The organism is Paenibacillus rhizophilus, assembly GCF_003854965.1.
In the GTDB taxonomy this organism is placed as follows: Bacteria; Bacillota; Bacilli; order Paenibacillales; family Paenibacillaceae; genus Paenibacillus_AQ; species Paenibacillus_AQ rhizophilus.
On the sequence record NZ_RQPI01000001.1, the window covers coordinates 204,160 to 229,004 of the forward strand.

Genomic DNA, 24,845 nt, shown 5'->3' on the forward strand with positions numbered 1-24,845 from the left:
GCCCGGGTAGGCGCGATGTTTACCGGCCTCAGCCAGTGGTAATGGTATAGATGCGTTATCAAAAATTCTACCGCAAATAAGTTGCGTACGCAACAAAATTGGAGTACACTGTGGAGGTGGAATAGTTGCGCGTGCAACTAAATATCGCGAGTGCGGGTTAACGGGGTGGTAGAATGAGCTCGGTACATCAGGCGACCTATCAGGAAGATGCAAGCGTGCAGAAGCGGCGCTGGCTGATTCTGATCGTCCTCAATTTGTTTACATTCATGTCAACGTTGGACGGAAGCATTGTAAACATCGCTCTTCCGGTGCTGTCCGTAAAATTAGGACTGCCGATGGCCCAGGTGGCATGGGTCACGACCGGCTATTTAATGGCGATCTGTTCGTTCATTCTATTCTTCGGTAGATTGGGCGATATCGCGGGAAAGATCCGGATTTTCAAGATCGGAACGGTGGTCTTCATTGTTGGTTCGCTGCTCTGCGGCATCAGCGGCACACTGCCGTTGCTGATTGTCTCACGGGTTATTCAAGCCCTAGGCGCGTCGATGACCATGGCGAACAGCCAGGGGATTGTGACGGATTTGTTCCCGGCGGACGAGAGAGGGAAGGCGCTCGGTCTGATCGGCACCTTCGTCTCGCTCGGCAGCATAGCCGGTCCCAGTCTCGGAGGCATTATTGTCGCGAATCTTGGCTGGGAATATATATTCTGGGTTAACGTGCCTATCGGCTTGATTGCCATCGGCCTCGGCTGGAAGGTGCTCCCGAAAGATCTGATCCGGGTCAAAGCCAAAGTCGACATTACGGGCAGTCTGCTATTCGCTTGCTTCATTGTCGCTTTGTTTGCCGGGCTTCTGCTCGGACAGCAGCACGGCTACGGCAGCACCGGAATCCTGCTCACGCTGTGCGCCGCCGTTCTCGCCCTGATCGCTTTTCTCTGGGTGGAGCTGCGCAAGCCTGAGCCGCTGCTGCAGCTTAATCTGTTTAAGAATCCGCTGTTCTCGCTCAGCATTCTCTGCGGCTTTCTCGTATTTGCCGCAAACTTCTGCTTTAACATCATTTCGCCGTTCTATACGCAGAACATGCTTGGCTTGTCTCCCTCGTCGGCGGGATTCCTGCTCATGCTGTTCCCGATCTCCATGGTCGTGATCGCACCGCTCAGCGGCGCTTTGTCAGACAAGATCGGATCGGAGCTGCTGACCTTTGCCGGACTGGTCGTTATGGTGATCGCCCAATTCGGACTGGCCCAGCTTCATGCTGGAAGCACGGTTGAGCTCGTCGGAGTATGGATCGCGATGCTCGGAGTCGGCAGCGGGCTGTTCCAGTCTCCGAATAATTCACTGGTCATGTCGACGGTTCCGCGCACCCAGCTTGGCTCGGCAGGCAGCGTGAATTCGCTGGTGCGCAATATCGGCATGGTCGTCGGCATTACGATAGCCACTACCACACTGTTTGGTGTGATGAGCGGTATGGCGGGCTACCGTGTTACGGGCCTGATTAAGGGGCGTCCCGATATTTTTCTGGCGGGCATGCATGTCGTCTTCACCACTTCGGCGTCGATCTGTCTGGCGGCGGCTGTGCTGACAGGCTGGCGGTTTGTTCGCACGAAACAACGGGTCCGCGTAGAAGTAAGACAACAAAGACCGGGAGAGGGCAGAGGGTAGACGGGAATTCGCGAGCCGCACGGACAAGGACATACCGGGAAATACTAGTGCGGGTGGATTCCACTCCATCCCGGAGTCTTTTTCTAAAGAAAGTCGGAGCACGTTCTACTTGTCCTAAAATCAAAAAGCGCCTCCGTTCCATCGCTGAATGCGATAGAATGGAGGCGTTTGGTCTTTCTCCGCGGCGATTTAGCAGCCGCCGCGCTTAGCCGGACCGGGAGCCTGCGGCCGGCTTTAGTTCTTGAAACTGTGAATCGGGGCGGGAATCCGGCCGCCCCGGTCGATAAAGCCGGCGCAGTTAAAGGAGTTGACTGGCATGACCGGAGCATAGCCGAGCAGTCCGCCGAACTCGACCATCTCGCCGACTCCCTTGCCGATCACGGGAATGAGGCGTACGGCTGTCGTCTTGTTATTGACCATGCCGATAGCGGCTTCGTCGGCGATAATGCCGGAGATCGTCTCCTTGGACGTGTCGCCCGGAATAGCGATCATATCGAGTCCGACCGAACAGACGCAGGTCATCGCTTCGAGCTTCTCCAGCGTCAGCGCGCCGCGCTGCACGGCCTGGATCATGCCGTGGTCTTCGCTGACGGGAATAAATGCGCCGCTCAGTCCGCCCACATAGGAGGAGGCCATGACGCCGCCTTTCTTGACGTTGTCGTTAAGGATGGCGAGCGCCGCCGTCGTTCCGGGCGCTCCGGCTTCTTCAAGGCCCATCACCTGGAAGATTTCCGCGATCGAATCCCCGATCAACGGTGTCGGCGCGAGGGAGAGGTCGATAATGCCGAACGGCACGCCGAGACGCTGCGATGCTTCCTGAGCTACGAGCTGACCGACACGGGTTACCTTAAAGGCGGTCCGCTTGATTGTCTCGCACAGCGTTTCGAAGTCCCGGCCCTTTACTTCTTCCAGGGCCCGTTTGACGACGCCGGGACCGCTGACGCCCACGTTGATCACGCATTCCCGTTCACCTACGCCGTGGAAGGCGCCGGCCATGAACGGGTTGTCTTCAACGGCGTTGCAGAAGATGACGAGCTTCGCGCATCCGATGGAATCGCGATCCGCCGTACGCTCCGCGGTCTGGCGGATAATATCGCCCATCAGCTTGACGGCGTCCATGTTGATACCGCTGCGGGACGATCCGACGTTGACGGAGGAGCATACTCTTTCCGTTACGGCAAGCGCCTCGGGAATGCTCTCAATCAGCTTGCGGTCACCCGTGGTGCAGCCCTTCTGCACAAGCGCGGAGAATCCGCCGATGAAGTTGACCCCGACCTCCTTGGCCGCCTTGTCCAAAATTTCCGCAACCGGCACATAGCTGTCCGTGTTCAGGGAACCCGCCGCAATGGAAATGGGAGTAACCGAAATCCGTTTGTTGACAATCGGCACGCCGAACTGTTTCTCCAGATCTTCACCGGTCTTAACCAGCTTCTCCGCGGATTTGGTAATCTTGTCATAGACCTTTTGGTTAAACACGCGAAGATCCGTATGTGCGCAGTCCATCAGGCTGATGCCCATGGTAATGGTCCGCACATCCAGATTCATCTCGTGGATCATTTTATTCGTTTCTTGTACTTCCATCCGTGAAATCATGGTAACCCTCCTGCTTGCATTTATCTTTGATAAGTAAGAATGTATCGGCTAAAGCTTCCTAAATCCGGTGCATGATACTGAAAATATCCTCATGCTGCAGCTTGATTTCCACGCCGATTTCCTCACCGATATGCTGAAGTTCCTCTACCAGAATTTCAATGGATTTTGCCGCATTGGAAATATCGACAATCATCATCATATTGAAGTAATCCTGGACGATCGTTTGCGAAATATCCAGAATGTTCACATTGCGGTCCGCCAGATACGTACACACCTTGGCGATAATGCCGACCTTGTCTTTACCGAGTACAGTAATAATTCCTTTCAATGATGCTTCCCCCTTGTCTTCATGTCTTGCCGCCCTTGCCGGACGTATAAATTGTCTATTTCACTCATTATGTCAAAAGGCGGTGCAAGCTTCAACCAAATGTTTTATGTCCGATGACAAGATCTGCGGTGGATTAACGCTAAAAATCGCTGAAATGTGACATTATAAAGGATTTTCTGAAAAAAGCGCGAAATAAGCAAACAAAATCGATGAATACTAGTATCGGGTGGGAAATGATTATTGCTTCATCCGTTATATCCGGTAGCAGGAGGGAATCAAATGGCAATATCCATACTGCTGTTTATTTTGGCAGGACTGGCGGAAATCGGCGGCGGTTACCTGGTGTGGCTGTGGCTGCGGGAATCGAAGCCGCTCTGGTTCGGGATAGCGGGAGCGCTCATCCTTATCGTGTACGGAATCATACCGACTTTTCAGCGTTTCCCCGGATTTGGACGCGTGTATGCAGCTTATGGCGGCGTCTTCATTGTACTGGCTGTGCTTTGGGGATGGCTTGTCGACAAAAAAACGCCGGACCTGTACGATTGGATCGGCGCCGCAGTCTGCCTGGTCGGAGTTTGCATTATGCTGTGGGCTCCGCGGGCCTGAAGATCCATTTAACGACCAGCCGAAAGGCAAAGTAAAGAAACAGGATGCCGGTCAAAAAGTTCAGCCATTTCGCGGTCATGGGCGTGACGAGAGGGTGGGCCAAATGCCCCAGCAGCGAAACCCCTGTCAGAAACAGGACGGTCGCCAGCAGGCAGCCGATCCCGAATTGAAGAAGCTCGCCGCTGCGCAGCTTGAGCTCTATCATTTTGGCCGAAAAGATTCCGGTCCAAAAGAGCAGCGTCAGCGGATTGGATGCGGTCAGCAGAAAGGCGCGGATGAACATGCCGCCGCTGCCGGAGCCTTCTGCAATCGGGATGGCGGGAAGCAGGCTGAATTCGAACATTCCGGCGATCATATTCAAGCCGAATAGGATGAGAGTGCCCGCGCCTACAAGATACAAAGCGCTGCCGGGCTTCCGGCCGGCGCTTAACATGCCGACTCCCCGCAGCGCGGCGAGAATAAAGAGACCATCGGCCAGCGATACGCCGGCGACTCCCGCTTCGGCTGCGCCGAAGCCCTGCAGCGAAGCGGCGCGAAAAATAAACAGACAGACCGGACCCACGGCAAGCTGAAGCAGAAGTCCCCATTTTAATCCCCGTAATATCATGTGTTCCTCCCGTTCACCTGTTCCACTTCTCTTTAAGAGAAGACAGGGAAATCATGGTATTGCTTCTGATTACTCCCGGCACGCTCTTTAGCGTGTGGGACAAAAATATCTCAAGCTCTCCGGTGTCTTCCACGAGAACCTTAAGCAAATAATCGTATTCGCCGGCAAGATGGTGGCACTCCAGCACCTCGGCGCAGTCTGATACGAATGCGCGAAAGGCCGGAATCTGCTCCGTCCGGTCGATGACGACCAATACGAACGCGAGCAGCTTGTAGCCTGCCTTGGCCCGGTTGATCTTGACGGTATATCCCTCGATCGTTCCGGATTCGTCCATTTTACGGATTCTCTCCGTCACGGCGGGGATGGAAAGCTTCACTTTTTTGCTGATGTCGGAGACGGTCATCCGGCTGTTCTCATTCAGCGCTTCCAAAATACTGCGGTCGATTTCGTCCATGGCTATCCTCTTCTCATCCTGATTTCGGCATTTTGCACAATGCTCTAATAAGGGGATTGTAGATTATACATTAAATATCGTAAATGTTTTTATAAAAAACCATAAAATATAAAGATATATCCTTGATTTATCTAAAAATATGAAGTCGACTTTCCAAATGCACATACTAGGGAAGAAACAGCTCTGAGGCAGGGATTGATCGGAGAAATATCGAATATCTCTACAAGCTTTGCATATTCTACAAAATTCGAGCAGTAACTATTCACAGCATTCCCGGTTATACCGTTATAGAGAATGAAAGCACTTATGTATCGGGCGCGATAGGAAAGGTTGAGATGAATGATGAAAAATTGGCAAAAAAAGTTTATACTAATTGTTACTTTCAGCTTGATTTTTATTTTGCCGTACATAGGAAGTGTGGTGAGGTGGAAGGGCCTTCCGCCTGGATACGGTGATTTCCCCGCGAAGCTTGCAGAGGCGGACCCGGGGTTCAACGCGCTGTATTTTGCCCTGGCTTCATTGGTAGCGTTGTTCATAGCCTTGTTTTTGATCTTTCCGGGACTTTTCGGCTTTAAGAAAAATACCGACGCTCAAGCGGAACCGGATAAGAAGACGCCGTTCCCCGTGTGGTTCTGGTGGAGCCTGCCGGTGCTGGGACTCAGCTGGTTTTTCATGTGGGCGCGCGTTCATTTTTTCATCTCTTTCGAATACTATACGTTCGTCCCGCTATGGTGGGCTTTTATTTTGATTCTGGACGGTATCGTATATAAGCGGAATCACGGGAACTCCATCGTCTCCAAAAAACCGAAAGTCATGCAGCTTCTTGCCGTCGTTTCCTGCTTCAGCTGGTTTGCCTTCGAGTTCTTGAATTTCTTTGTCATCGAGAACTGGTATTATCCGAACAATGAAGTCTTTACGAATTTCGGGAATGTATTTTGGTTCTCCTTGTCTTATACCACCGTTCTGCCCGCCATTTTTGAATGGTATCTGCTGCTGAAGACGTTCAAGGGGTTCAGAAACCGATACCGGAACGGCCCCAAATTTTCCGTGAGTACTAAATTTCTTCTAATATATTATGTCCTGGGGCTGGGACTCGCTTTCGGGATGGGATACTATCCTTACGCGCTGTTCTGGGTACTCTGGGTCGCTCTTGTTCCTCTCCTGTCCGCTACCATGGCCTTAACGGGGTACTGGACTCCTTTTACTCCGATCAAAAATGGCGATTGGTCTTCCATCATTCTGATTGCATTAGCTACCTTGTTTAACGGATTCTTCTGGGAGTTCTGGAATTTCGGAAGCGAATGGTTCCATGATTCCTTGCCTACCAATCCGAATTATTGGAAGTATTCCGTTCCTTATCTCGACAAAATACATATTTTTTCGGAAATGCCCATTTTGGGGTATTTCGGATATTTGTTCTTTGGAGTAAACTGCTGGATAATATGGCTGATTGCTGCTTATATTTTCAATTTTGACGCCGATTTCGAAGTTGCGGGAGATAACGCTTAAAAGGTGGACTGGGTATGACTGCGATTGAGAATTATCTAATACTGGAAACGATCTCCGACAATGACAGAAAATCAGTGTACAGATGCAGAGACGTCGTCTCCCGGGATACGGTTATTTTGAAGGTCCTGAAATCGGAATTTACCGGACCTGAAGAGGTTATGCGGTTCAAGCAGGAATACAAGATGCTCAGGGAATTAAGCGGAAGCGTTGAAGGGGTGATAAAGCCCCTTAAACTGCAAGAGCAGAACGGTTTCTTCATCATGGTACTGGAAGATATACAGGGAAAGTCCCTGAAGCGGATCATGGCCGAGGACAAGCCGGACCAGGACACTCTTTTGCGGCTTGTGATCAAGATCGTCGATATTATTGGAGCCATCCATGATCACATGGTCATACACAAAGACATTAAACCTTCCAACTTGATATGGGACGAGGAAAAAGACGTTGTACAAGTGATCGATTTCGATCTGGCGGTAAAGCTGACGAAAGAAAAGCGGGAATTCCAAAACAGCGGCATTCTGGAAGGAAGCCTGCTGTATATTTCTCCGGAACAAACCGGCCGGATGAACCGGAACGTCGATTACCGAACGGATTTTTACTCGCTGGGCGTCGTCTTGTACGAGATGGTTACCGGCGTTAAGCCCTTTGAATCCGCCGATATGCTGGAGCAGATTTATTCAATTATCGCAAAGGAAGCCATCTCTCCCTATCAGCTGACCGGGGGCAGGGTGTCCCAGTCCTTATCCGCCGTCATTATGAAGCTCATTGAAAAGTCGCCGGAAGACAGATACAGAAGCACCTACGGCATCAAAGCGGATTTGAAGAAATGCCTGGCCGGAGTCCCTGATTTTGAAATAGCCAAAGAGGATAAGCTGAACATCTTCCGGATTTCGCAAAAAATCTACGGGCGGGAAGAGGAACTGGACAGCCTGGTTAATGCGTTTCGAACAACCGTGAGAGGCAACCCGCAGCTCATGTTGATATCCGGGGACGCAGGCGCAGGCAAGACCGCGCTGGTCAATGAGCTTCACCCTTATATCAGCCAGGATAAAGGGCTGTTCGTGGAAGGGAAGTTCGATCAGTACAACAAGAATAACCCCTACAGCGCGATCGTTCAGGCTTTCAAAAAGTTGATCACTCAGCTGCTTGACAGCCCGGAAGAAGAATATAAAAAGAAAGTGGCGAAATCCTTAAGCATCGCTCTGGGCGGCAACGGGAAGCTGATTACAAATCTGATCCCGGAACTGGAGAAGCTGATCGGCGTTCAACCGGAAATGGAGCACTTGAATCCCGTTGAGGATACGAACCGGTTCTTTATGACTTTCGTCAACTTTGTCGCGGGCATTACCAACTATGAAAGACCCTTGGTCTTGTTTTTGGATGACGTTCAGTGGGCCGATTTGTCAAACTTGCAGCTCATGGAGAAGCTGGCGCTCAGCAATCATTTGTCCAAATTATTCATCATATGCTCGTGCAGGCAGCACGAGATGCCTCAAGGCCATCCCCTGTTTGTTTCCATCGGCGAAATTGAAAAAAGCAGGACGGTGGGGAAAATCGTTCTGGGTTCCCTATCCTCCCGGGATGTGCAGCATCTAATTGCCGATACGCTTTATACCGGCGTGGACAGAGTTCAGGAGCTTTCGGACATCCTCTATGCGCGAACGAAAGGCAACTCTTTTTTTATAAACGAAATCTTGAAGGAATTATATAAGAACGGCTTCATTTATTTCGATGACCTGGAAGGCGTATGGCAGTGGGAGTCTGCACGCATTGCGGATTTGCATATTAACGACAACGTCGTCGAGTTCCTGATGACAAAGCTGCAGACTATGCCTGAAGAAGATCGAAAAGTTCTGAGACTGTGCGCTTCCATCGGGAACCTGTTCGATTTTAACATGCTGTCCTTAATCGGTGAAATGGAGCAGCCGGTTATTGCCAAATCGCTCATTAACGCTGTGGGTGAAGACCTTATCCTTCCGGCCGATACGAATTATGCCATTTTGTCGAACATCCTTGAAGAGAAGGAGGAAGCTGTTCCCCAGATCAACATTCGTTTCAGATTTCAGCACGACCGGATTCAGCAGGCTTTTTATCAGATGATCGATGCCGAAACGAGCAAGAAGCTGCATTTGAAGATAGGCAGACTGCTGCTCGTGCATCTGGCCCCTGCAGAAATTGAAGACAAAATCGTTGATATTGCAACGCATATTAATAAGGGAATTGATTTTGTCATCGAAAAGGATGAAATCAATCAGGTTATCCGGCTCAATCTGAAAGCTGCGAAAAAAGCGAAGGCAACTTTTGGCTATGATGCAGCGTTTGCTTTTCTGCATGCGGCCGTTAACCTTTTGACGAAAAATTCCTGGGAGAACGAAGAGCGGCAAACCGCCGAAATTTACAAATTGTATGCCGAATGCGGATATTTGACCCATCATGTCGAGGCGGCGGACCAGGCTTGCAAGACGCTTCTGGAATATACCAACGACAACGTTGCCGCAGCCCAAGTCTATGAGATGCAGGCCAACCATTATACCTATTTGGGCATGATGAAGGAATCGATAAAGTCCGGGAAGCAGGGGCTTAAAGAGTTGGGAATCCAAATACCGGATAAACCAGGTTTAGCATCTGTGTTAAAGGAATTTATGAAGGTTAAAGCCGGCCTGAGAGGGCTGACGATCGAAGAGATTTTCGAAAAGCCCGAAATGAAAGACAAACAAATCAAGCTTATTATGCGGCTGCTGATCAATATCTTCCCTCCGGCGTTTATCTCGGGAGAGACGAATCTCTTTGCCCTGATCGTGCTGAAAAAAGCCGAGTTGACCCTGAAATATGGAAATTGTCCGGAATCGGCCATCGCTTTTATCGGTTATTCCATTTTGCTGTCCGGCTTCGGCGATATTAAAGGGGCTTTTGATTTCGGGAGACTCGGGATCAGAATCAACGATAAATTCAACGATATGCAGTGGAGAGGGGCGGCGCATGTATTATATACCCTGTTCTGCCATGCATGGAATGAACCCTGGGACACCCTGCATGACTGGTTCGGCAAATCAATTGACTCCAGCCTGAGAACGGGAGATCTGCTGTATCTCGCCCATGCCTGCTTCTATATCAATCTCTGGAATCCGACGATGGACATTGCGACCAATCTTCATGACAGCGAAAGATATATTGCGATGATCGAAAATACGAAATACAAGGAAGCGCTGGCGACGGCTAAACTCTCCAGGCAGCAATATCTTAATCTTGCAGGAGAACTGAAGGATCCTCTGACGTTCAACAGCGAGACATTCAGTGAAGAAGCCTATTTGCGGCAGCTTGAAGAGGCCAAGTATTATTCGGGAATCGCCATCTACTACATCTACAAGATGAAGCTGCTGTTTACCTATGAACGCTACGGCGATTCTTTGGCCTATATGGACAAGGCGTACAAAATCATCGGCACCCTGGCAGGCTCTGCTTTTATGGAAGAGTTCTCCTTGTATACATTCTTGAACTTGGCCTATTGCTATAAAGACTTGAACGCTTATGAAAAAGCGAAGGCAAAGGGAAGAATGCGCAAGGAATACGGCAGAGTCAAAAAATGGGCCATTCATTGTCCGGAAAATTTCCAGCAGCATGAATGGCTGATGAAAGCCGAATGGGCAAGAATCTCGGGAAAGGCCGAATTGGCCGGCAAATACTACGATCTCGCCATAGAAGCAAGTGAAAAGAGCAATTTCGTCCGTTATAAAGCGCTGACCTATGAACTGGCCGCCAAGTTTTATAACAATAGAAATTTCAAAGAGTTTGCCTCGTATCTGTTCAGACAGTCCTTATATTACTATTCCGTGTGGGGAGCCAAAGGGAAAATCAAGCATATTAATGAGCAGTACACGGATATCGTGAAGCACAAAAAGGAATTCTCGCTCGGAAGATCGGTAACGGACACCACAGAGAGCATTGATTTGAATTCGATTCTCTTGGCTTCCCAGGCCATTTCAAAGGAGATCGATTTGAACAATCTGCTGGAAGCGATGATGGAAATCGTCATTAAAAATGCTGGAGCCCAACGAGGCTGCATTCTTATGAGATCGGGTGAGGAGCTTCTTGTAGAGGGAGAGTATAAGCCGGAAGAGGATAAAATTTCGGTTGTGCTGCATAAAGTTTCAAATGAGCTCAATCTCCCGGATTCAATTCTCAATTATGTGGAGGAAAGCAAGGAGACTCTGATTTATAACGACGCTTTTTCCGAAACCCGGTTTGTCAATGATGCTTATATTTTACGGCATAGACCCAAATCTCTCGTATGCACGCCGCTGATCAACCATAACAAAACGGTTGCGATTATCTATCTGGAGAACAACCTCATTACGGGCGTCTTTACGAAAGAGAGAATGAAGATTATCAATCTGCTATCAAGAGAAATGGTATTCTCGCTTGAGAATGCAAGCCTGTATTCGGATCTGGAGCGTTCGGAGGAGAAGTACCGCGAGCTGGTCAACAACATGCTGGATGGTATATTCATTGTTCAGGACAAGAGATGCAAATATGTCAACGAGGCGCTGGCACAAATGATCGGCTATGAAATCAATGAGATGATCGATCAGCCTTTTCAGAAATTTATCGTTCCCGCAGACAGGGAAAAGGTATTCAGCTACTACACTAGAAGATTGGAAGGAAAGACCGCTCCCGGCGAGTACGAAACGAGATTGCTGCACAAGGACGGCAAAAAAGAGATCTATGTCATTCATAAAGTCAGTCTGATCAATTATATGAACAAGCCTGCGGTTCAGGGGACGGTCAAGGATATTACCGAAAGAACGAAAGCGGAGGAAGAAGTCAGGCGGCATAAGGAGCATCTGGAAGAGCTCGTCATTGAACGGACCCGGGAGCTGGAACTCAACAATGATGAACTGAACAAAAATATCCGGTTGATCGAAAAGCTGTCCATTACCGATGAATTGACGGGTCTTTACAACAGGCGGTATTTCAATACGATCTTTAACAGAGAAGTGAGCCGGGCCGAGAGGGATAAAGGGTATCTGACTTATATCATGCTTGATATTGACTTCTACAAAAAGTATAACGATACGTACGGGCATTATGAGGGCGACAACGTATTGCGCCAGCTGGGGGCTACGATCAAGGAGCATGCCAATCGGGCGAGCGACTTCGTATTCCGGCTCGGAGGAGAGGAATTCGGCATTATCGTCTCCGGTCTGACGCCGGGGCAGTCTTTTGAATATGCCGAATCGATCAGAAGAAGCATAGAAGAATTAAGGATACGCCATGAAATGAGTCCGGTCTTCGGCTGCTTGACGGTTTCTGTGGGCGTTGCAGCAGTCAAGGTGGATGCTCTGAGGGAAAAGGATATATACAAGCTGGCAGATGACGCTCTGTACCATTCGAAAGCAAACGGCAAAAACCGGGTAACACTGTTAGAGCAATAAGCCGCCGGGGATACTATAAGTGAAGAAGACGAGCGACCGGATTAAAAGGTCGCTCGTCTTCTTCAAAGTTGACAATCAGCTTCATACACAGTATATTAAACAACGTATTAAACATTGTTTAAATCATGGTTTAATAAGTGCGACAGGAAGGAGAGCATACCACAATATGGAACAAGAGCCTGAGGCTTCTTCAGATAAAGATTCGAAGCAGCAAATTCTTGACGCCACTGTCGACTTGATTCGCGAGGAGGGAGTTGAGGGTGTGACCTTGAGGCGGATTTCCGCAAAGGCCAAGGTCAACTTGGCACTAGTCAATTATTACTACCGGTCTAAAGACAATCTGCTCGGCGAGGCGATTCGTACGCTGATTTCCAAATTTGATGCCGCGTTTCAAGCGCTCGAGGATGACAGCCTGCCGCCCAAAGAACGGCTGAAAATGTTCCTCAAGCAGTATATCGGCCATCTTCTGCAGTATCCGGGGCTGGCGAGGCACATGATTGATCAAAGCCCGGTCATTATGGGTTCTCTCCATAAGTACTCCCAATACAGCAAAACGATGAAGAGACAAAAAACGTTGAACGCGCTGCGGGAGATGACCGGCGAGCAGAATGAAGAGCGCCTCAACATAATGATGGTTCAACTTTACGGTGCTGTATTAATGCCGGTTATCATGTACTCGTGCGGACAACCGGATGACGAAGGAGAAAGAGGGGCTTTTGGGCATCTGCCTCCGTTTGACGATCAGGTCGATCATTTATTCGACCATTATTTTCACAAATATGAGAATTAACCGGCAAACCTATATAGAAAGAGTGGAGATTTATGGAACATACTAGACAGACGAATTCTGCTGCCGAAAAGGAGGCTTTTTCGCTTAAAGCGATTATTCCGCCTCTGCTGGCGATTATCGTCGGGATGATTATGGTTATTCTGGACAGTACGGTGGTTAATGTGGCCGTTCCTGCTCTTGTAGATTATTTTGGTGCAAGTCTCAAAACCGTACAGTGGGCGATTACGGGCTATACGCTTGCGTTGTCCGCCGTTATTCCGCTGGCCGGCTGGATGACCGACCGATTCGGAGCCAAACGAATATTTATAGGGACGGTCATCATGTTCGTCATTGGATCGGTGCTATGCTCCATATCCCAGACGTCGACTCAGCTTATTCTCTTCCGCGTCATTCAGGGATTGGGCGGCGGGATGGTCGCTCCGATCGGGATGGCGATGGTATTCCGGCTCGCTCCGCCGGAGCGGAGAGGCTCCATCATGGGTATGCTGGGAATTCCAATGCTGCTTGCACCGGCGCTGGGCCCCGTTCTATCCGGCTGGCTGATTGAATATGTGAGCTGGCACTGGATTTTCCTGATCAACCTGCCGGTCGGCATTCTCGCCGTCGTGCTGGGCATCAAATATTTGCCGAAGACAGAGCGGAATGAAACGCCGCCGCATCTCGATATTCTCGGCATCATTCTCGCGCCAATTGCATTCTCAATGCTCGCGTACGGTGTCAATGAAGGCGGAAGCACCGGTTGGTCTACAACCCCGGCGATAACCGGCCTGGCCGTTGGCGGCACAGCGCTGCTCTTGTTCATTATTGTGGAGCTGCGGCAAAAGAATCCGCTGCTTGAACTGCGCGTCTTCGGATCTTCCGATTTTTCCCGGGGCATCTTCCTGGCTTGGGTAACCCAGGCCGCCTTGTTCGGTTCGATGCTGTTCGTGCCGCTGTATTTGCAGAACATTCGCCATTACACTTCGCTGGAGACCGGACTGATTCTTCTGCCGCAGGCTCTGGCTTCAGGAATCGGCATGCCGCTTGGCGGACGGCTGTTCGACAAGATCGGCGCGCGGCCGCTGGCCTTTGTCGGGCTGTCCATCATCTCAACCGGATTGTTCATTTTGTCGGGCATTACCGTCGATACAAGTCTGCCGCACATTATGCTCTGCCTCGGACTTATGGGCCTGGGCATGGGCCTCACGATGATGCCGGTGAATACGCATGTGCTTAACGCCGCGCCGCGCCATCTGGTCGGACGCGTTACACCGCTGACAACCGCGGCGCAGCAGGTCATCGTTTCTTTTGCCGTTGCCGGTATGACCGGATATCTGACCACACAGATTACCAATCATATGGCGGAAGCGGGTAAGGGCGGCAATCCGCTGGTCGCCGCGGTCATGGGGTATAATGATGTCTTCTTCTTTACGGCTTGCATTGCCGCTGCCGGGGTCGTTATCAGTCTGATCCTGCGCAAGCCCAAGACGGCATCTTCCGGGGAGGACGATGTCCGGCAGAAAGATCCCGCGCTGATGGCCGGTCATTGATTAACATCACCAGCCGGAATAGCAGAAATATCCCGAAAGCCATGCGCGGCTTTCGGGATATTTTTGTATGGTCGGATTGACAATTATTCCAACACGAATTTCATTGAGCAGCTTTACAGGGGAAAATGGGTAATTCCCGCGATATCGGCAGATACTGTTGTAAAACAGATCGTTGGAGGCGGCTTTATGGAGCGTGAAAGGAAAGGGTTATCGGTGTGGCAGCTCGCCATGCTTGCGCTTGGAACTGTAGTCGGAGGCTCGTTCTTCCTCGGCTCCTCGGTCGCTATTCGCGCGGCGGGACCGTCCGTGCTGCTTGCTTATGTCATTGGCGGCATCCTGGTTTATTTTATTCTAACCGCCTTGTCTGAAATGACGGTGGCGAATCCGGCGTCGGGATCGTTCCGCACTTACACCGAACAGGCTTTCGGCAGGGGAGCCGGCTTTACGGTAGGATGGGTCTATTGGACCGGGCTTGTGCTGGCCATGTCGAGCGAAGCGACGGCTGCTTCCATCCTGCTTCGGGGATGGTTTCCCCGGCTGTCGCTGCCGCTTCTCGGCGCGGTCATTATCGCCCTGGTGACGCTGCTGAACTTGCTGGGGGCAGAGCGGCTTGGCAAGCTGGAGAGCGGGCTTGCAGCGATTAAGCTGTTTGCCATTGCCGCTTTTGTAGTGCTGGCCATATGCCTGATCACCGGAATCGGGGCGGGCTCGTTCCCGGCGGCGGGCGGACAGGGCGGCGGAACTGCGGCGGGATACAGCGTCCTGCGCGGAGAGCCGTGGTTGCCGGGAGGGATCGGCGGAATCGCAGGGAGCATGCTGATGGTGATGTTTACCTACGCGGGATTCGAAGTGCTCGGACTTGCCGCTTCGGAAACGCGTGATCCGGCAGCGACAATACCGAAGGCTATCCGGCTCACGATCGTTCTGCTTATCGGCCTGTATTTAGCAGCTATAACCGCTTTATTCCTCCTGATCCCCAGCTCTCTTGTGTCTGAAGAGATCAGTCCGTTCGTGTCGGCGCTCACTCTGCACGGTTTGGGGTGGACAGGCACAGTTATGAACATGGTGCTGGTAACGGCGATTTTGTCCACGATGCTGGCATCCGTGTTCGGACTGGGGCGGATGCTCCGCTCCTTGGCCGATGAAGGGCATACCCCGGCGTGGATGCGGGATCGCACGGATATTCCTTACCGCGGCATTCTTGTATCGGGAGGGGCCATGCTGGCCGCTCTCGGTCTCGGACTGCTGCTGCCGCAAGGCGTCTATTTGTTTCTGGTCAGCTCGGGAGGTTTCTCACTGCTGTTCGTATATGTCGTCATTATGGCCAGCCATTATCGGCTCCGCAAGCGGCATGGCGGTCCTTTTACGCGGCAGCACGGAATGAGAGGATTCCCCTACACATCCTGGCTCTCCATCGGCGGCCTGATCGCGATCATCGCAAGCATGCCGTTAATCCCCGGCCAGGGGGGAGGCCTTGCCGCTGGAATGATGTTTGTTCTGTTATTTGCGGGCCTGTACGTTGTGGGACGCCGGCAGCGGAAACCATCAAAGATTTTACCTAAAGCCCTAAGGCCGCTTCCGGCCGTCAGACCTGCGGCTCCCGGGTACGCCCAGGCTGAGATGTCGGAAGAACTGACTGAGGATAAGAAGAGGGAATGATTGGGTGAGGGAAATGACGGTTCAGCCGAGAAGAGGAACAACAAATGCACATTAATCGGATTAAAGGTAAAATAGAAGCTTCTGCGGCGGAATGCTGCGGGAGCTTCTGTTTTTTCCTCCATCGTATCTGGCAAATCGTATTTCCGGCTGCATTTGTGTAAACTGACTATAAAGGGCCATCTATTATATAGGAAAGAGGAACGAACATGAAGCTTTATCGGATGTCTTCGCGGCCGCACGGAACTGACCGGCTGGCGAGCTTTCTGGAAGATTGTTTCGTCAGTATCGGCTGGCCGGGAATCGGTAATTTGGAGCATACGGACAGGGAGGAACTGCGGGAGAGGCTCGCCGCCGTTTATGGCAGCAAGCTATTGGATCCGGAAGAAGCGGCTGCCGGGATTGAACTCTTTGTGCATGCCATGCGGGACGGAGATTATGTGCTGCTTACGTCCCCCGGCGATGAGTATGTGTATTTAGGAGATTTGGGCGACTATTTCTATGACGAACAATTTGATGACGAGATTGAAGGGTTGTGTCACCGTAGGGGTGTCACCTGGCTGAGCCGCATTCCCCAGGCCGACCTGGATATCCCTTTAAAGAGCTGGCTGGGTGGGGGCGCAGGCGTCTCCGTTTATCATCTGCCGGCTGAACAAGCCGGACTGGACCGCTGGTTGAATCCACAACCTGAACCGCAAATATCCCGGGCAGAACGGGTTAGGGTTGACACCAAGACGATTGAAGAGGCGTTGGAAATTCTGAAATCGGCGCTGCGCAGCGAAGATCCGGAACGGCGGGAAAGAGCTGCGGCGGCGATTCTAGGTTATGCCGGGGGACAACCGTTATCCTAGATTATTCATTGACTCCCCCTTCAAAAAAGAATATACTCGAATTGCACATCAGCACATTTTATATAATTCTGCACAAATGTGTAATTGGTAAGAGGTGTTGGAATTGGACAATAATGAAGAGCTTCGATTAATGTTGAAAGTCGCCCAAATGTACTATGACAACGACATGACGCAAAGCGAAATTTCAAAGGAGCTAGGAATCTACCGCACGACCATCAGCCGCATGTTGAAGAAGATCCGCGAGAAAGGCATCGTGAAGATCACGATTAATTATAATCTCAGCGAAACCTTCAGCATCGAACAGCAGCTAATGGAGCGCTTTGCTTTGAAGGAAGCGATTATAGTGCCGGTAACGAGCGATGAGAAGAAAGCCAAGCTGAAGGTCATGGGCCGGGCTTGCGCGCAATTGGTGGGCCGGATCGTTCAGGATGAAGATGTGGTCGGGTTTTCCTGGGGCAGTTCGCTCGCCGAGGTCATTAATGAATTGGAAGAGCCCAGCGAGAGCAACGCCGTGTTCGTGCCCATGGTCGGCGGACCGTCCGGCAAGCTAGAGAGCCAGTTCCATGTGAACACCCTGGTGTACGCAGCCGCGCAAAAGTTTAAAGGAACATCCGTCCTGATTGATGTACCCGCCATATTGGAGCGCAAGGAAACACGGGATCAGATCGTGGAGTCGCAATATTTTCAGAACATTTCGGATCTTTGGGACAAGATTACGATCGCGATCTTTGGCATCGGTTCCATTGGGATGAAGGGCACGGCGACATGGAATTCCTTTTACGGCAACGAACTTTTTGACGAACTGGAAAGAGGCGGGATTGTCGGGGATATCTGCTCGCAATTTTTCGATATCGGGGGTAACCTTGTGGAGACAAGCATCTCGGACCGAACGATTGCGGTTAATCTCGAACGCCTGAAGCACACGAAATACGCCATTGGAGTCGCGGAGTCGCCGGAAAAAGCAGACGCCATTATCGGTGCTTTACGGGGACGTTATTTGAACGTTCTGGTGACGACCGAGGAGACGGCCAGGGCTATTCTGGAACGGACCGAATAAGGAGGAGACAAATGTCTGACGATGTTAAAAAAGTATGTGCGCGGGAAGCCCTCAAATGGATAAAGAGCGGCACGGTTATCGGACTCGGCGGCGGAAGCACGATTTCCTACTTGATTCAATACATCAAAGAGGATGCAGATCTCCGCGTCAAGGTGGTCACGCCATCGGTCAAGACGAGGCTGCTCTGCATCGAACAAGGGCTGGAGGTGCTGTATACTTCCGCGGTGGACCAAATATCGGTGGCCTTTGACGGCTGCGACGAGGTCGATGAGAGTCTGAATGCGCTGAAAAGCGGCGGCGGCATCCATACGAAGGAGAAATTGATCGCCTCCATGGCGGAGGATTATATCCTGCTTGTGGATGAGACGAAGGTGGTGGATCGTCTGACGTTCAAGCACCCCGTCGTTCTCGAAATTCTCGAGGATTCGCTGGCCTATGTGCAGAAAAAAGTCGCCGCGCTTGGAGGCAAGCCTGTCATTCGCACAAGCGGCGCCAAAGACGGGTTCACCTTGACCGAAAACGGGAACCTGCTGCTCGACGTCTATTTTGAACAGGTGGAGGATATCACCGGCCTTGAAAGCGAGCTGCAGCAGATTCGCGGGGTGGTAGATACGTCCTTATTTGTCCATGTGGCGACAAAAGCGCTGATTGCCGGTGAAGACGGCATACGTTTAGTTTCCAGCAAGCAAGATTAGACGGTTGTATTGATCGAAGAAACGGCTTCGCCTTCCTTAAGAGGATCGCGGAGCCGTTTCTTTTTGTGAAATGAGGGAGAAAAAAATATTGATTTGCTTGTTGACAATCCAAAAGCCGGTGTTATACTGAAGTTGTTAATTATTGCACATAATATTATACAATGCACATATGTGCATAGCGATTGGGCGGTGGTATCACAGCAAGGAATGAGTAAACGGGGGTTCAATTCATTGCAATGTTGTAAGCGCTTAAAACAAAGCGAAGGGGACGATTAGTATGAAGCTTGTAGCCATTACTTCATGTCCGACCGGTATAGCTCACACCTATATGGCGGCGGAAGCGCTTCAAGTGGCGGCCAAAGCAATGGGTCATGAGATCAAGGTGGAGACTCAAGGCTCCGTCGGCGCCGAGAATGTAATTACGGAGCAGGATCTGCGCGAAGCGGACGGAATCATTATTGCGGCGGATACCAAGGTGGATAAGACCCGTTTTACCGGAAGGACAATCATTGAAGTCCCGGTCAAAGAAGCCATCAGGGACCCTAAAGAACTGATTAACCGGGCGTTAAGCGCCCAGCCGTCGGCTGCCGCCACAGTGGACCTGACCGAGCAGGTGAACCAAATCAAGGCGGAAGAAAAAGAATCGAGAAGAGGGATTTACAAGCATCTGATGACCGGCGTTTCCTTCATGATTCCCTTTGTCGTGGCGGGCGGCCTGCTGATTGCCCTGGGCTTCGCCATCGGTGGTATTTACGTCTTCGACCACCCGGGTTCGATTGGCGAAACGCTGTTCACAACCGGCAAATCGGCATTTGCCTTGATGATTCCCATCCTGGGCGCATACATCGCTTACTCCATTGCCGACAGGCCCGCTCTCGTTCCGGGGATGATCGGCGGCTATTTTGCCAGCACGAACGGATCGGGCTTCCTGGGCGCTCTGCTCGCCGGCTTTGCCGCGGGTTATCTGGTACTCGCGATCAAGAAATACCTGAAGCTGCCCAAAACGATGCAGGGTCTCATGCCGATTCTTATCATTCCTTTGTTATCCGCCGCGGTTATGGGGCTGCTTATGGTCTACGTCGTCGGCGAGCCGGTAGCCTTTGTCAATAAGGCGCTGGCCGACTGGCTTAATTCGCTTAACGGCACAAATGCGGCAATCCTGGGCATTATTTTGGGGCTGATGCAGGCGTTCGACATGGGAGGTCCGGTGAACAAAGCAGCTTACGCGTTCGCCACTTCCACGCTCGTCCCGGGTCATGCTTCACCGATTATGGCCGCAGTTATGGCAGCAGGAATGGTTCCGCCGCTCGGAATCGCGCTTTCCACTGTGCTTGCCAAGAGAAAGTACACTGCAGCGGAAAAAGAAGCCGGAAAAGCCTGCTGGGCGCTCGGCGCATCCTTTATTACCGAAGGCGCCATCCCGTTCGCGGCGACCGATCCGCTCCGGGTAATCCCGTCCATTATGGCCGGTTCCGCAGTGGCCGGCGGTCTGTCGATGGCGTTCGGAGCCGGACTCGCCGTTCCGCACGGCGGCGTATGGGTGCTGCTAATTCCGAATGTCGTTACCCAACTGGTTCCGTATATCATTGCCATTTTGGCAGGAACGGCGGTTACGGCGGGCATCCTTTCTTTTGTCAAGAAACCCGTAAGTGAATACAGCGGTACAAAAGTCCAATACGAGAACGTTCAGGGGGAATTGAAACTATGAGCAAGTTGAATTGGGCCATCATTGGCCCGGGCTGGGCAGCATCGGATTTTGTCAAAGCAATCAAAGAAGTAAATGGAAGCGTCTACGCCGTAGCAGGAATATCACAGGAAGAGGCGCAGGCCTTTGCCGATAAGAATCAAGTCGAAAATGCCTTCGGCGATTATACAGAGATGTTAAAGGACGAAGCGATCGACGTTGTCTACATCTCCACCCCTCATAATCTGCACCATAAGTTTATTATAGAGAGCCTGAAGCATGGCAAGCATGTGATCAGCGAAAAGGCAATTACGGTGAACAGCGAGCAATTAACCGAAATTATCGCATTGGCCGAAGAGAAGAACCTAGTCGTTGCCGAAGCAATGACGCTGTATTATATGCCTTTATACAAAAAACTCAAGGAGATTCTGGATTCGGGACAGCTCGGCAAGCTGAAAATGATTCAGGTATCGTTCGGAAGCTGCAAAGAGTACGATGTGAAGAACCGCTTTTTCAGCAAAGATCTGGCCGGGGGCGCGCTCCTCGATATCGGAACCTATGCGTTGTCCTTCACCCGATTCTTCCTGTCCCAGCAGCCGAATGAAGTTCTGACGACAGTGAAAACATTTGAAACCGGTGTGGACGAGCAATCCGGAATCGTTCTGAAGAACGAGGCGGACGAGATGGCGGTCATCTCGCTGACGATGCGGGCCAAAATGCCGAAGTGCGGTATAGTCGCGGGAGAGCTCGGATTCATCACCGTGGACAACTTCCCAAGAGCGGATAAAGCCACCATTACCTATACCGACGGCAGAGTAGAACAAATTGAGGCCGGAGAGACGGCCAAAGCATTGGAATACGAAGTGGAAGATATGCAGAACTTCATTCTAAATAAGAAGAATACGGCTACGCTGCATCTGTCCAATGATGTTATGGCTCTTATGACCAATGTCCGCAATCAATGGGGCATAAAATATCCATTCGAATAACCGTACACAGAAGACCGAGTCCCGGCATACCGCTGGGGTTCGGTTTTTTTGATAAAATAAGAGTTTATAAGCTGAGTGCGCTTTATTCCCCGTTTCGCTTAAACGCCTCCAGGCACTCCTTGCAAATACAGGCTTTGCCGATAAACTCCTTCGGTACCCGCTTAAATAACTCCTGAGGAAAAACCTCGTGGGCGCACCAGCAGCCTGCATGGGAGCGGCCTGCCGCCCCCATGCAGCCATTGGCCTGGCCGCAAAGAGGGCAGGTTCCCGCGGACTCCGGTGCATGATTGGTTTGATCCGGCATTCAGAAACTCCCCCCTAGCAAAAAAAAGTTGCCAAAAAAAGATGTCCGTCCCCGGCAATTTCGGCTACAGTAGAAATAGTAACATTCAAACCCAGAGTGTGGAAGACAATGGGCTGTAAGGAGTGCTTTTTTATATGAAAGAGAAGATTCAGAGCCTACCCTCATCGCCGGGAGTTTATTTAATGAAAGATTCCTTGGGCGGCATCATCTATGTCGGTAAATCCAAAAATCTGAAGAAACGTGTGCAGTCTTATTTCTATCATTCCAATTCCCATCCGAAAAAGATAAAAATGCTCGTAAGCCACATCAAGGATCTGGAGTATAGAGTCACGGATACCGAGTTTGAAGCTTTTATGCTGGAATGCAGGTTAATTCAGGAATTAAAGCCCATGTATAATAAAAAAATGAAAAATCCGCTTGCCTACACCTATATTGCTATAAAGATGAGGGACGGGCTGCGCCGCATAGAAATTGCTAGCGAACCCGCCGCAAATGATGGCTTCGTTTATTTTGGACCTTATACCGCGAGCAGGCATTCGGTGGAACGGGCGATACAAGGCGTTCAGGAATGCTGCAAAATCGCCTGCAATTATTCCAGCTTTAACGGCTCCGCCTGCTTGAACCATTCACTTGGATTATGCCGGGGGATGTGTCTGGGAGGGGAGGCCGTGAAGGAATACAATGAGATCATAGACCGCTTTATCGCTATGCTGGACGGAAGCGACCGGAGTCTTTACGAAGAGATGCGGCAAAGCATGCAGCTGGCGGCCGAGCAATACGATTTTGAAACAGCGGCCAAATACAGGGATTGCATTGATGCGGTAGACTACTTATTAATGAAGGAAAAAATCATCGGATTCGCCGGAGAGAACCGGAACATCCTTATCATTGAAGATTTGAATGAAGATCGGATCAAGCTCTTTCTCATCAAGCGGAATCATATTGTATACAGCGAAAAGATCACTGTGCGGGGTTCCGGGATGGAATCGTTGCAAGCTAAAATAAAGAACGTCATTTTCAGCCATTTCGGAGCCGGTTCCCATCCGTCCTCCGGTGGAGTCAGTCGTGAAGAAGTGGATGAAGCCCAGATTATATACAGTTATCTTCAGCGGAGCGCCGGCCGCTATCTGCTTATTCCGGAGGAATGGCTCGAATCGGAAGACCATAGAGGTATCGATGACGCGCTTAATGCTCTTCTGGGCGAAATTTTATCTCTCATTTGACGCGTACCTTTCTAAGGCAGGTTGAATGCAGCACGTCAATCGTTTCGATTCAATCCAAACTGCCGCGGGCAGCCCGCTGCCGTCTGGTAGCCCGGTCAGGGTAAGAACGATAAGCCGCTTGAGATGCTTTCGTTCGTTTATCCAAATTAGGTCGATAGTTCTAAACTTTCAATCCGGCAAAAATGACTCTACTAAGGCATAGTGCCTGTTTTAACACTGACTAAAGGTGGTAAGTATTAACCATTGCTTTTGTATTGGATCATTGTCACAATAAGATTACTACTACATATTACGAAATTGTTACTTATACTTATTTCAAAAAATACTACAGCTGCTGCGCAATAGAAACGGGGAGGGGCGGAAAATGCCGCATGGGAATACCCGACAGACTCTGGAGGGGAGAAATGTTGGGGATAGCCGTGGCTCAGCGAAGAAACTGGCCATGAGCTTGATCGAGCTTTCTGGCGGGCCTGACAATGTGTCGGAAGTCACTCATTGCACGACCCGGATTCGCATGAGGTTACGAAACAGCGCCAGCGTGGATGAAACCGGTCTTGCCCACTTGGAAGAGGTACAGAACGTGTTCGTTCAGGCTGGACAGCTGCAAATCATAGTGGGCCCGGCCATTGTCTTTAAGGTGCACCGTCAAATTGCCCGCATTCTTCAGGATTACGAACCAGATCGGCAGCCCGAAGCGGAGCGCCTATTCACCGCAACAGATTCATCTCCGGAGCTGCAAGGCTCCGCAACAAAGGGGCGAATCGGCCGGTTTCTGGCTGCGGCAGCCTTTTTTTCCGATATCGTTGTGCCGATTATCCCGCTCTTTATCGCGGTCGGCATGCTGCTCGGCTTGATCAGTTTAATTGAAGCCTTCGACTGGGCGCCCTTGGACAGCGTATGGTTCCAGACGTTGCTCTTTCTGACCGGCTCCGCCTTTCAAATCATAGCCGTGATGTTTGGCTATCAATCGGCCAAGCGGTTTGGCGGAACCCCTGCGCTCGGCGCCGCAGTTGGGATTGTCATGACCCGGCCTGATCTTGTGCAGCTTGCCGGACAAGGCGGAACAGTCTTAAGCCACGCAGCCTTGTCGAATGCGCCGCAGTTTGTCTATCAAGGCACCGTGATTCCGATTATTCTTGCGGTACTGCTGATGACGTTAATCGAGAAGGGACTTCGACGGATTATTCCGGGAACGGCTGCCGTGATACTCGTCCCTTTTCTCACCTTCGTTATCGGCGGCGGCATCGCCGTTGCCGTCATTGGACCGATTGCCACCGAATTGGGCGGCTTTCTAAGCGGCCTGCTCGAACAGGCGTTCCAGTTCGGAAGCACGGTGTTCGGGCTGCTCCTCGGCGGGGTCTACGGCCTCCTCGTGTTGAGCGGCCTCCATCACGGCATTCAGGCGATTGAAATCGGGCTTATTTCCAATCCGGACATCGGGGTCAATTTTCTGCTTCCCATCTGGTCGATGGCGAATATCGCTCAGGGCGGGGCCGGACTGGCAGTGTATGCCAGAACCCAGGATGACGCATTGAAAAAGATCGCTCTGCCCGCTTCGATAACCGCCTTTCTCGGCATCTCCGAACCGATCGCCTTCGGCGTCAACCTCAAGCTTGGCCGTCCCTTCCTGGGCGCGGCGGCGGGAGGTGCGGCAGGCGGTGCTTATGTAGCCTTTCACGGGGTGGTGGCCGATTCATTCGGTTTGACCGGGATTCCGATGATCGCCTTTATTGTCCCGCCCGGACATATTAACCTCATCCATTATATTATTGGTTTCCTGCTTGCCACGGGAACGGCTTTTGCGGTCACTTGGTTTCTTGGAGTCGACAAACCGAATAAACCGGATAAATTGGATTCTCAGGAATAACATCGCCAAA

19 protein-coding genes are annotated in these 24,845 nt (G+C 51.1%); 14 read left to right on the top strand and 5 right to left on the bottom strand.

Annotated elements, in window-relative coordinates:
* Positions 1–173 precede the first annotated feature (173 nt).
* The gene (locus EH198_RS01000; RefSeq protein WP_124693695.1) at positions 174–1,661 is read left to right on the top strand and encodes an MFS transporter; all 1,488 of its coding nucleotides are present in this window, start codon (positions 174–176) and stop codon (positions 1,659–1,661) included.
* Between the two features lie 234 nt (positions 1,662–1,895).
* Here the strand turns inward: EH198_RS01000 and EH198_RS01005 are convergent, their stop codons facing one another.
* Positions 1,896–3,254, bottom strand: coding sequence for a PFL family protein (locus EH198_RS01005; protein ID WP_124693696.1), 1,359 nt, complete (start codon positions 3,252–3,254; stop codon positions 1,896–1,898).
* A 58-nt stretch (positions 3,255–3,312) separates the two neighbouring features.
* Complete coding sequence (locus EH198_RS01010) at positions 3,313–3,582, bottom strand: ACT domain-containing protein (protein WP_124693697.1); 270 nt, start codon at positions 3,580–3,582, stop codon at positions 3,313–3,315.
* 279 nt (positions 3,583–3,861) lie between these two features.
* On the opposite strand from EH198_RS01010, the gene EH198_RS01015 reads away from it, so the two are divergent.
* Entirely contained in the window at positions 3,862–4,188 is a 327-nt protein-coding gene (locus EH198_RS01015; protein WP_124693698.1) for a YnfA family protein, read from the top strand.
* Here EH198_RS01015 and EH198_RS01020 read toward each other — a convergent pair.
* Positions 4,163–4,795, bottom strand: coding sequence for a LysE family translocator (locus EH198_RS01020; protein WP_124693699.1), 633 nt, complete (start codon positions 4,793–4,795; stop codon positions 4,163–4,165). The two genes, EH198_RS01015 and EH198_RS01020, sit on opposite strands and share 26 nt — an antisense overlap.
* Positions 4,796–4,808: 13 nt before the next feature.
* Entirely contained in the window at positions 4,809–5,249 is a 441-nt protein-coding gene (locus tag EH198_RS01025; protein WP_124693700.1) for an Lrp/AsnC family transcriptional regulator, read from the bottom strand.
* A 387-nt stretch (positions 5,250–5,636) separates the two neighbouring features.
* Here EH198_RS01025 and EH198_RS01030 point away from each other — a divergent pair, with 387 nt between their 5' ends.
* The 10 genes from EH198_RS01030 to EH198_RS01075 all read left to right on the top strand — a co-directional run bounded on the left by EH198_RS01030 (position 5,637) and on the right by EH198_RS01075 (position 21,441).
* Positions 5,637–6,758 (top strand): small-conductance mechanosensitive channel, encoded by a 1,122-nt coding sequence (locus EH198_RS01030; RefSeq protein ID WP_246014055.1) that lies wholly within the window; start codon positions 5,637–5,639, stop codon positions 6,756–6,758.
* A 14-nt stretch (positions 6,759–6,772) separates the two neighbouring features.
* A complete protein-coding gene (locus EH198_RS01035) occupies positions 6,773–12,190 on the top strand; it encodes a diguanylate cyclase (RefSeq protein WP_124693702.1) in 5,418 nt (1,805 codons plus the stop codon).
* A 166-nt stretch (positions 12,191–12,356) separates the two neighbouring features.
* Positions 12,357–12,980: a TetR/AcrR family transcriptional regulator gene (locus EH198_RS01040; protein ID WP_124693703.1), complete on the top strand. Its 624-nt coding sequence runs from the start codon at positions 12,357–12,359 to the stop codon at positions 12,978–12,980.
* 32 nt (positions 12,981–13,012) lie between these two features.
* On the top strand, positions 13,013–14,509 hold the full coding sequence (locus EH198_RS01045) for a DHA2 family efflux MFS transporter permease subunit (protein ID WP_124693704.1): 1,497 nt from the start codon (positions 13,013–13,015) through the stop codon (positions 14,507–14,509).
* Between the two features lie 186 nt (positions 14,510–14,695).
* On the top strand, positions 14,696–16,168 hold the full coding sequence (locus EH198_RS01050) for an amino acid permease (RefSeq protein WP_124693705.1): 1,473 nt from the start codon (positions 14,696–14,698) through the stop codon (positions 16,166–16,168).
* A 206-nt stretch (positions 16,169–16,374) separates the two neighbouring features.
* Positions 16,375–17,016 carry a hypothetical protein gene (locus EH198_RS01055; protein ID WP_124693706.1) on the top strand — a complete coding sequence of 214 codons (642 nt, stop codon included), beginning with the start codon at positions 16,375–16,377 and terminating at the stop codon, positions 17,014–17,016.
* Positions 17,017–17,110: 94 nt separating this feature from the next.
* Positions 17,111–18,073 (top strand): sugar-binding transcriptional regulator, encoded by a 963-nt coding sequence (locus tag EH198_RS01060; protein ID WP_342772015.1) that lies wholly within the window; start codon positions 17,111–17,113, stop codon positions 18,071–18,073.
* An 11-nt stretch (positions 18,074–18,084) separates the two neighbouring features.
* Positions 18,085–18,768, top strand: a complete 684-nt coding sequence (gene rpiA, locus EH198_RS01065; RefSeq protein ID WP_124693708.1) for a ribose 5-phosphate isomerase A — start codon at positions 18,085–18,087, stop codon at positions 18,766–18,768.
* Between the two features lie 277 nt (positions 18,769–19,045).
* Positions 19,046–20,476 carry a PTS fructose transporter subunit IIC gene (locus EH198_RS01070; RefSeq protein WP_124693709.1) on the top strand — a complete coding sequence of 477 codons (1,431 nt, stop codon included), beginning with the start codon at positions 19,046–19,048 and terminating at the stop codon, positions 20,474–20,476.
* Positions 20,473–21,441 (top strand): Gfo/Idh/MocA family protein, encoded by a 969-nt coding sequence (locus EH198_RS01075; protein ID WP_124693710.1) that lies wholly within the window; start codon positions 20,473–20,475, stop codon positions 21,439–21,441. Before EH198_RS01070 ends, EH198_RS01075 begins: the two co-directional genes overlap by 4 nt.
* An 82-nt stretch (positions 21,442–21,523) precedes the next feature.
* Here EH198_RS01075 and EH198_RS01080 read toward each other — a convergent pair whose 3' ends face one another.
* Complete coding sequence (locus EH198_RS01080; protein ID WP_124693711.1) at positions 21,524–21,745, bottom strand: cysteine-rich CWC family protein; 222 nt, start codon at positions 21,743–21,745, stop codon at positions 21,524–21,526.
* A gap of 134 nt (positions 21,746–21,879) precedes the next feature.
* On the opposite strand from EH198_RS01080, the gene EH198_RS01085 reads away from it, so the two are divergent.
* Both EH198_RS01085 and EH198_RS01090 read left to right on the top strand, forming a co-directional pair.
* Positions 21,880–22,968, top strand: coding sequence for a GIY-YIG nuclease family protein (locus tag EH198_RS01085; RefSeq protein WP_185702701.1), 1,089 nt, complete (start codon positions 21,880–21,882; stop codon positions 22,966–22,968).
* 364 nt (positions 22,969–23,332) lie between these two features.
* Positions 23,333–24,835 carry a PTS transporter subunit EIIC gene (locus EH198_RS01090; RefSeq protein ID WP_124693713.1) on the top strand — a complete coding sequence of 501 codons (1,503 nt, stop codon included), beginning with the start codon at positions 23,333–23,335 and terminating at the stop codon, positions 24,833–24,835.
* Positions 24,836–24,845: the final 10 nt, after the last annotated feature.

Bases quoted from the DNA above. Each gene is read 5' to 3' on its own strand.
- EH198_RS01000 (WP_124693695.1), top strand. From the start codon at position 174: ATGAGCTCGGTACATCAGGCGACCTATCAGGAAGATGCAAGCGTGCAG.
- EH198_RS01005 (WP_124693696.1), bottom strand. From the start codon at position 3,254: ATGATTTCACGGATGGAAGTACAAGAAACGAATAAAATGATCCACGAG.
- EH198_RS01015 (WP_124693698.1), top strand. From the start codon at position 3,862: ATGGCAATATCCATACTGCTGTTTATTTTGGCAGGACTGGCGGAAATC.
- EH198_RS01020 (WP_124693699.1), bottom strand. From the start codon at position 4,795: ATGATATTACGGGGATTAAAATGGGGACTTCTGCTTCAGCTTGCCGTG.
- EH198_RS01025 (WP_124693700.1), bottom strand. From the start codon at position 5,249: ATGGACGAAATCGACCGCAGTATTTTGGAAGCGCTGAATGAGAACAGC.
- EH198_RS01035 (WP_124693702.1), top strand. From the start codon at position 6,773: ATGACTGCGATTGAGAATTATCTAATACTGGAAACGATCTCCGACAAT.
- EH198_RS01040 (WP_124693703.1), top strand. From the start codon at position 12,357: ATGGAACAAGAGCCTGAGGCTTCTTCAGATAAAGATTCGAAGCAGCAA.
- EH198_RS01045 (WP_124693704.1), top strand. From the start codon at position 13,013: ATGGAACATACTAGACAGACGAATTCTGCTGCCGAAAAGGAGGCTTTT.
- EH198_RS01050 (WP_124693705.1), top strand. From the start codon at position 14,696: ATGGAGCGTGAAAGGAAAGGGTTATCGGTGTGGCAGCTCGCCATGCTT.
- EH198_RS01055 (WP_124693706.1), top strand. From the start codon at position 16,375: ATGAAGCTTTATCGGATGTCTTCGCGGCCGCACGGAACTGACCGGCTG.
- rpiA (WP_124693708.1), top strand. From the start codon at position 18,085: ATGTCTGACGATGTTAAAAAAGTATGTGCGCGGGAAGCCCTCAAATGG.
- EH198_RS01070 (WP_124693709.1), top strand. From the start codon at position 19,046: ATGAAGCTTGTAGCCATTACTTCATGTCCGACCGGTATAGCTCACACC.
- EH198_RS01075 (WP_124693710.1), top strand. From the start codon at position 20,473: ATGAGCAAGTTGAATTGGGCCATCATTGGCCCGGGCTGGGCAGCATCG.
- EH198_RS01080 (WP_124693711.1), bottom strand. From the start codon at position 21,745: ATGCCGGATCAAACCAATCATGCACCGGAGTCCGCGGGAACCTGCCCT.
- EH198_RS01085 (WP_185702701.1), top strand. From the start codon at position 21,880: ATGAAAGAGAAGATTCAGAGCCTACCCTCATCGCCGGGAGTTTATTTA.
- EH198_RS01090 (WP_124693713.1), top strand. From the start codon at position 23,333: ATGCCGCATGGGAATACCCGACAGACTCTGGAGGGGAGAAATGTTGGG.